Consider the following 293-nt stretch of genomic DNA (forward strand, 5'->3'; position numbering starts at 1 on the left):
GCGAGAAACAGACAGGCCATGAACAGCGTGTCGTCCCAGAGCTCACCCTCATTCAGCCGTTCCTTCACGACGTGCTGAAAGCCGCCATCTTCGGTTTTTGGCAATTCACGCACCAGCCAGTCGGCCCAGTCCTCCACCAGTGCGCGGAGATCCGGCCGGTCGACATGTTCTGTCAGGATGACGAGCGGCAGCATCGGCGCGGAACTGTTGATCTGGCGCGGCGGCAGGCCACGGTCGATCTGCCAGCCGTACCATGTCACGAGGTCGTCCAGTGCCTTCTGGTCGTTGGCGGC

The 293-nt window shown here is 62.5% G+C and carries 1 protein-coding gene; it reads right to left on the reverse strand.

Features of this window, described 5'->3' with window-relative positions:
- The coding region (locus tag EN804_RS36415) for a glycoside hydrolase family 88 protein (RefSeq protein ID WP_189602237.1) at positions 1 to 293 on the reverse strand (293 nt) is incomplete at both ends.

This window comes from Mesorhizobium sp. M8A.F.Ca.ET.161.01.1.1, from assembly GCF_004792105.1.
In the GTDB taxonomy this organism is placed as follows: domain Bacteria; phylum Pseudomonadota; class Alphaproteobacteria; order Rhizobiales; family Rhizobiaceae; genus Mesorhizobium.